Here is a 7,157-nt window from a genome sequence, read left to right as displayed (position 1 = left end):
AGCATGTGCAGGATCACCTGCGCGTCCTTGGGGTCGTTCTTGTCCCAGCTATTGTGCAACGCTTCTCGCGTCCGCGCGAGCGCCAGAGACGACACCAGTCGAACCTCGAAACCAGCCTCAGCCAGGCGCCATGCAATCGGCCGGTGATAGTTCCCCGTCGCCTCGAAGCCACAGACCACCGGGCGACCGTACGTCTGCAGGACTTCGACCAGATGGTCATGCTCAGCACGGTTATTGAGGACTTGCAGACGGCGTCGGCGTTTGTGGCTTGGGTCTTCGATCAGAACTTCATTGCGAACCTTGGCGATATCGATCGCTACCAGCACCGCGCCGGCGGGTGTAGAATCTGAAGTGGTCATGGTCGGTCTCTCCGGAATGGGTTGTGAACATTCACATTCTAGAGAAACTCTGACTGGCCATGGCCGCCTCCAGCGGTGCGCGCCTGCAGCGAAAAGCTGCGCGCACCGCAGTCTCGGCCGCCGCCGCTCCTTCATTCCGCAGGTGCTACGGCACCGAACTGACCTCGATGGCCATTCTCAAATGGTGCCAGGAGAGCGGCGTCGAATGGCATTACATCGCGCCCGGCAAGCCGATGCAGAACGGCTTCGTGGAGAGCTTCAATGGCCGGTTCCGCGACGAATGCCTGAACGAAACGCTGTTTTCCACCCTCGCGGAAGCACGGGCGGCAATCCAGCTCTGGAAGGAGGACTACAACCAGCACAGACCACACTCAGCACTGGGCAACATCACGCCCAGCGAGTTCGCCATGAAAATAGCATTGGAAAAACAGGCCGCATGAGGCCAGAAATGAAGCCTCGGACTCTCCAGTGAACTGGAGCAAAGATGGGTCTCAGGTCACGATCCTTGCAATCGCCGCGTCCGCACCGCCGCGTGATGCCTGTTAGCGGGTGCGGCTCAATTGAACGCCCATAGCGGCCACTCGTGCCGGCGGCTTAGTCCAACACGTTTTTCACTCACCGTCGCGATCCGACACAGCGCGCTCTCGCTACCCATCTTTCGGCGCGAAGCTAAAAACGCTCTGCAATATGCGAACTACCGCAATAATGCGAACAACGGCTTGTTGACATTCCGTCCAAAGATGCCATTTGGTCAACATGGAAAACCTCATATCTCCCATTTGCATTCGGCGCTGCTAGTGGCATTGAGGTCAGGGCAAAGCGCAAGCTGGATTTAGTAATGGATCAGTCGAGCGGACATAGTGAACAGCGTGTGCAGGATATTCTGGATACGCTAGCCCAGCTTGTGCCTCAGATCGCACGCAGCATAACAAAAGATTGTGAAGTAGTGCTGCACGATAATCGCGCTTCGCCGCCCCGCATTATGGCCATAGGCAATGGACATGTTACCCGTCGTGGTGTCGGCGACCTCATGACCCGCATTGCGATTGGCAAGGCGGAGTTGCAGAACCTTCAAGAGCCGCTGTTCAACTACAGCTCGGTTGCTCCGGACGGTAGGCCGTTGAGGGTTAGCTTACTGCCAATCATTGTCGATGGGACGACGGTCGCTTATCTCGCCGTAAACTTTTCTACTGGTGACCTGCTTATGGCGCAAAGGGCGATTACCGAACTGACCCGGACAGAGCCGCATCCAAAAGAGATTCAGGAAACCTTTTTGCCAAATTCTCTGCCCCTGAGGCAGATAATCGAGAACTTTCTCGAGGATTGCCATCGTCCAGCGCACCTTCTCGACCGTGAAGACCGCATCGAACTTGTGCGCCGTCTGCATGATCTGGGCGTGTTCCAAATGCGCGGGACAGTGCGAGAAATTGCAGGTCGACTTGGGATTAGCCGCGCCGCTGTCTACAACTACCTTAAGGTCGCGACTGGGGAGGCGGACACACCGTAAGCCGCACCCAAGTTGTTGCATAACCCAAGTTAGGATATAGAGGCATCTTCCAATGACACACAGATTGGAGCCGCTTCTGGCTCCGCGTTCCATTGCCTTTGTTGGTGCGAGCCCTCGTGCGGGAACGCCGGGCAACGACATGTTGCGCATGATTGAGAAAGCAGGGTTCACCGGCAAAATCTATCCAGTTAATCCGAAGTACGAGCAGATTGAGCAGTATCAATGCTGGCCCTCAATTGCGGCTCTGCCGAATCTGGTCGATCTAGCGGTTCTTTCAGTGGCCAATTCGAGACTTGAAGAGACTGTAAGGGAGGTCGTCAAGGCCAAGGCACGGGCGGCCGTGATATTTGGCAGCGGGTACCTTGAAAACGACATAAACCCTCCGCTGACGGAAAGGATCTCCCGCCTGGCCCGGGACGCTGGACTGGAAATTTGCGGTGGCAACTGCATGGGCTTTTATAACGATGCTGCGAAAGTGTGGGCGGCAGCGTTTGCCACAGAACGCGAGGCGCTACCGGGTAATATCACGTTCATTAGCCATGCGGGTTCCGCTTATGGCGCCCTCGTGCACAACGATCGACGCTTCCGTTTCAATCTTGCGGTCTCCGCTGGGCAGGAACTGACAACCACGGCGGCGGACTACATGGATTACGCGCTAGAGCAGCCCGAGACACGTGTAATAGGCCTCTTCCTCGAGGAAGTCAGGAACCCGCAGGCGTTCGTCGCAGCGCTTGAGAAAGCAGCAGCGAAAGCGATCCCGGTAGTGGTTCTAAAGGTCGGACGCACAGAGGCCAGCGCCGCCCTCGCGGTCAGCCATTCCGGCGCCATCGCGGGAAACGACGCGGCCTATCTTGCTCTTTTCGACCGTCACGGGGTGCTGCAGGTCGACACCCTCGACGAGTTGGCAGCGACTTTGCTGCTCTTCGCGCAGCCGCGGCGGCCAGCGAAGGGCGGTCTTGCGGTGATCGGCGACTCCGGCGGCGAGCGGGAGATGATTGTTGATCTCGCGGAGCACTATCGGCTTCCCTTTGCCCAAATCAGCCCGGCGACAGCGTCGCGTCTGGCTGCGAGGCTGGAGCACGGACTTGAACCGGTGAATCCGCTCGACGCATGGGGTACGGGGCACGAATATATCGAGCGATTTGCGGACTGTTTCACAGCTTTGCTTGATGATCCGAATACTGCCCTTGGTGTCTTCTTCAATGACCTGCGTGATGATTATCCGGTGCACGAAGGTTTCGCCGAGGCCGCGCTGCGTGCCTTCGCCCGGACTGGCAAGCCGGTTGCCTACGCGACCAATTACAGCCGCGTCCACAATGCCAAGGCTTCGCTCGCCCTGACGCGGAGTGGGATACCAGTCCTTGATGGCACGTCGGCGGCCCTGAAAGCTGTGCGTAACATGCTTGCACATCGCGACTTCCTGGGGCGCACAGTCGATCAGCCTCCACATGTAGCCACAAGCAGAGATTGGCTGCCGCTCCTACGCGGCGGGCCGCCGCTGAGCGAGGCGGATGCCTTGACCCTCCTCGCTGACTACGGGATCCAGACCCTGCCGTTTCAAATCGTTGAGAGTGCGGACGCTGCGGTAGAAGCGGCCCGGGCGATTGGCTTTCCGGCCGTACTCAAGACGGCCGAGCCCGGAATTCTGCATAAGACAGAACGTATGGGTGTTATCCTCAGGCTGCCCGACGAGTCCGCGGTGAAAGCTTCCTGGACAGACCTTGCTTCCCGTATCGGTCCGCGCGTTCTCGTCACCCGAATGGCACCAACGGGCGTGGAATTGGCACTCGGCTTGACGGTCGATCCGCAATTCGGTCCCCTCGTCATGGTCGCAGCAGGGGGCGTGTGGATCGAAGTCTTGCGCGACGCGCAGTATGCGCTTGCCCCCTTCGGACCGGCTACCGCCCACGAGCTTCTCAGCCGGCTGCGCATTCGCCCGCTTCTTAAGGGCGCGCGCGGCCAAGCCCCCGCTGATCTCAATCGGCTCGCGGAAACAGTTGCCCGCTTCTCAGTGCTAGCAAGCGATCTTGCCGAAGTGATCGCGGAAGTCGATGTCAATCCGATCATTGCATCTCCGGACGGCACGTTTGCGCTCGACGCACTCGTCGTTCCTAGGAAGGAAGTATCTTCACCATTAGTGTGTGCGCGTCGATTGTGAGATGGGCACTAGCTGCCGAACAGCGGTTACTGCAGGATGGAACTCACGCACGATCAGACATTCTGATCAGAAAGCTTGCCGCAGCTGTCTGGCCGCCACGCGACGGCGAATTTCGCGCGGCGCGACCTGCCGGTGTTCATCCCACCGGTAGGGCCATATCTCAAAGTGTTTCATGGGAGCCAGCAGCCCACGACATCGCGCAAGTTCAGATTGAAGCCGAAGCAGAGCCAGACAGCACGGGCCACGTTTTCGAGTCTACCGGGTCGCTTGGGAGGCTTCGCGCCGCCCGGATCGGAAACTCGTCAATGCTTATGCGAGCGCCGTCAAACTTCACGCGATGGAGATGAACGGCCGAGCGTCGATAAGGCTGTCTGAATCCTCGGCGGGACGGGCTACATGCTTGAAAAGCCAGGGAACGGCTCTTTAAGGACGTCCGAGTCGATTGATTGGGAAGGCACGCTCGAAGTCCAGCGTGTGATCATTGGCGGTCAAAATCCGCAATTGCGGACTCTACACCTATACCGGTGGGAAACGAAAGGAGCGCATCCAGGGCACCGGCGGTCGCACTCACTCTCAATCGCGCCCTTCAGTCTGCCTGACCCGTCAAGCCCTCAATGTCGGCGAGCAGCACGCGTGTCCTTTCCGCGATCCAGTCGCCGACCTCTTCTGCACGACGTGACCGTGAATTCGCGGGGTAGGCGAGACAATATTGGTGGCCTGTTCTCAACGAGCGCTGCATTGCGGGGACAAGAATTCCCTCCCGAAGCAGATATCCACATGAGGTTACGTAGCCCAGCGCGACGCCACGTCCGTTGAGAGCGGTCTGTATCACTACCGAATAGTCGGGAACCCTCATCTCCGGGAGTGGCGTCGACAGCGACTGGTTCGTCCGATTTAGGAATTCGTGCCAGCTGATGCGCGGTGAAGCGAGTGTGACGAGCAAATGTGAGGCTTTGAGGCTCGTGGCATCAAGCAAGCCGTTGCGTCTTACATATTCCGGCGAGGCCAGAGCTATGATCCATTCGGGCGCGAAGGCTGTGGCACGGTCCCCGGACGAAACGTTCGTGTCCAGCCTGACGCCAAGGTCGCACGGGCTGATGGGGCCGATTGCCTCGCCGCCCGTTAGCTGAAAGTCGAGGGTCAAGTTTGGAAACGAGCCTCGGAAGTCTTCCATCTGGGGAATAAGCCAGTGAGCGGCGAAGGCCGTCGAGAGCGACAGCATCACGGCATCATCGGGGCGGTTGCGCCCAGATATCTGATCGATCGCGGTTTCCACTGCGAGGAAGGACAGTTGCACGGCCCTGTGAAGGATTTCGCCCTCTGGCGTGAGCTTCAGCCCGCTCTTCCCTCGGTAGAATAGCTTGGTGTCGATATGCTCCTCGAAGGCGGCGATGCTTTTGCTGACCGCTGGCTGAGTGACGTTCAATTCTCGCCCGGCCTCCGAGAAGCTTCCGGCACGAGCGGCCGCCTCGAACGTGAACAAGGCCTGAGTCGAAGGCAGCTTTCTACGTAGGGCCATAACGTACAGCTATACTCGCCATGAGAGAGATCGCTGTTTAACTCGTTGGATTGATGTGGTCCAGTCATAACCTATAGCCATGGTCACTGGGATTATGAAAATTGTCTGAACATCGCCGCCGCCGTAGTTCCTCCCGCTTGCCCGATGAAACGGAGATCCCGCCCTATATTACTCGCACCGCTCCGACCTACGACATCCTGACCGAGGAACAGATCGTCGCGATTGAGGAGGCGGCAGAAGATATTCTCGAAGGCGTAGGCGTGGAGGTCCGACACGCGCCGAGCCTCAATCTTTTGCGGGAGGCTGGTTGTCGCGTTGAAGGCGAGCGCGTCCGTTTTGACCGCGGCTTCTGCCGAAAGCTCATAACGGAAAACGCTCCGTCTGAATTCGTCCAGCACGCCCGGAATCCCGCGAAGTCGGTCCGCATCGGCGGCAACTCGATGGTGCTCGTGCCCATCTATGGGCCACCGTTTGTCGCCGCAACGGATATCCAGCGCCGCTACGGCACCTTGGAGGATTTCAATAACTTCGTACGCCTCGCACATATGACCCCGGTGTTGCATCACACTGGCGGGCCTATCTGCGAGCCGACCGACGTCCCGGTTCCAAAGCGCCATCTCGATATGAACTATGGTCATTTGGCACTGTCGGACAAGTGCTTTATGGGCGCTGTGACGTCGAAAGAACGGGCCGAAGACACGCTCCAGATGTGCGAGATCGTTTTCGGCAAGGAGTTCGTCGACAGCAACTGTGTGCTGTCGGCAATCATCAACCTGAACTCTCCGCTAGTGCTGGACGAAACGATGCTGGATGCAGCGCACGTCTATGCTGCTGCTGGTCAGGCCTGTGTGATCACGCCGTTCATGATTGCGGGCGCATCAAGCCCGACCACGATCGCCGGATTGTCGGCGCAATCACTTGCCGAAACCCTAGCCGGGTTGGCCATCCTCCAGTTGGTCAGGCGCGGCGCACCCGTCATGTACGGTTTTATGATGATGGGCATGTCGATGCGGTCCGGGAGTCCGATCCGCTACGACGAGACGTGGAAGTCGCTACTCATCGCAGGTCAGCTGGCGAGGCGCTTGGGCATTCCGTTCCGGTGTGGCGGGTCGTCGACCAATTCGAAGGTCCTTGACGCTCAGGCTGGATGGGAAGGCTCTCTTTACATGATGTTCTCGATGCTGGCCGGGGTGAACTTCATGATACACGCGACCGGAACCCTGGAGCAGGGTTTGGTCGGGAACTTCGATAAGTTCATCATCGACTGCGACATGCTAGGCGCGGCATCCCGCATGATGTCCGGGGTTGACACCAGTCCAGCGGCCCTGGCTGTCAGTGCGATTGCGGAGGTGGGACCGGCGGGCAACTTCCTGACCAGCCCACATACGATGGATCGCTACAGGACGGCATTTTATTCGCCCACCAATGCGAACGGGGAGTCCTTCGAACAGTGGGCGGCGGGGGGTTCTCTTGATGCGGCACAGCGCGCGACGCGACGCAGATTGGAATTGCTGGCTGAATACCAGCAGCCGGCGCTTGATGCTGCCATCGACGAGGCGTTGATCGATTTCATGAATCGACGCCGCGCGGTTCTCCCGGACAGTTTTGCGTAGC

General features: G+C 58.8%; 5 protein-coding genes and 1 pseudogene. 4 read left to right on the top strand and 2 right to left on the bottom strand.

All coding sequences use genetic code 11. The annotated features are described in order from the left end of the window. Positions 1-359, bottom strand: a 359-nt coding sequence (locus C7I87_RS23265) for an IS110 family transposase (RefSeq protein ID WP_149906417.1), incomplete at its 3' end; no start/stop codon positions are given. A gap of 149 nt (positions 360-508) precedes the next feature. Here C7I87_RS23265 and C7I87_RS23260 point away from each other — a divergent pair. The 3 genes and pseudogenes from C7I87_RS23260 to C7I87_RS23250 all read left to right on the top strand — a co-directional run. Next, positions 509-778: pseudogene (locus C7I87_RS23260) on the top strand (integrase core domain-containing protein); the annotation flags it as partial. Between the two features lie 419 nt (positions 779-1,197). After that, the gene (locus C7I87_RS23255; protein ID WP_149906395.1) at positions 1,198-1,866 is read left to right on the top strand and encodes a helix-turn-helix transcriptional regulator; all 669 of its coding nucleotides are present in this window, start codon (positions 1,198-1,200) and stop codon (positions 1,864-1,866) included. 64 nt (positions 1,867-1,930) lie between these two features. Beyond that, a complete protein-coding gene (locus C7I87_RS23250; RefSeq protein WP_188393959.1) occupies positions 1,931-4,024 on the top strand; it encodes an acetate--CoA ligase family protein in 2,094 nt (697 codons plus the stop codon). Positions 4,025-4,610: 586 nt separating this feature from the next. On the opposite strand, the gene C7I87_RS23245 is transcribed toward C7I87_RS23250, so the two are convergent. Next, a complete protein-coding gene (locus tag C7I87_RS23245) occupies positions 4,611-5,543 on the bottom strand; it encodes a LysR family transcriptional regulator (RefSeq protein ID WP_149906393.1) in 933 nt (310 codons plus the stop codon). Between the two features lie 101 nt (positions 5,544-5,644). On the opposite strand from C7I87_RS23245, the gene C7I87_RS23240 reads away from it, so the two are divergent. Then, on the top strand, positions 5,645-7,156 hold the full coding sequence (locus tag C7I87_RS23240; protein ID WP_149906392.1) for a trimethylamine methyltransferase family protein: 1,512 nt from the start codon (positions 5,645-5,647) through the stop codon (positions 7,154-7,156). Position 7,157: the final 1 nt, after the last annotated feature.

The organism is Mesorhizobium sp. SARCC-RB16n, assembly GCF_008520305.1.
Lineage (GTDB): Bacteria > Pseudomonadota > Alphaproteobacteria > Rhizobiales > Rhizobiaceae > Mesorhizobium.
The sequence above is the reverse complement of the archived record's forward strand: the minus strand, read 5'-3'. Positions and strand labels throughout refer to the sequence as shown.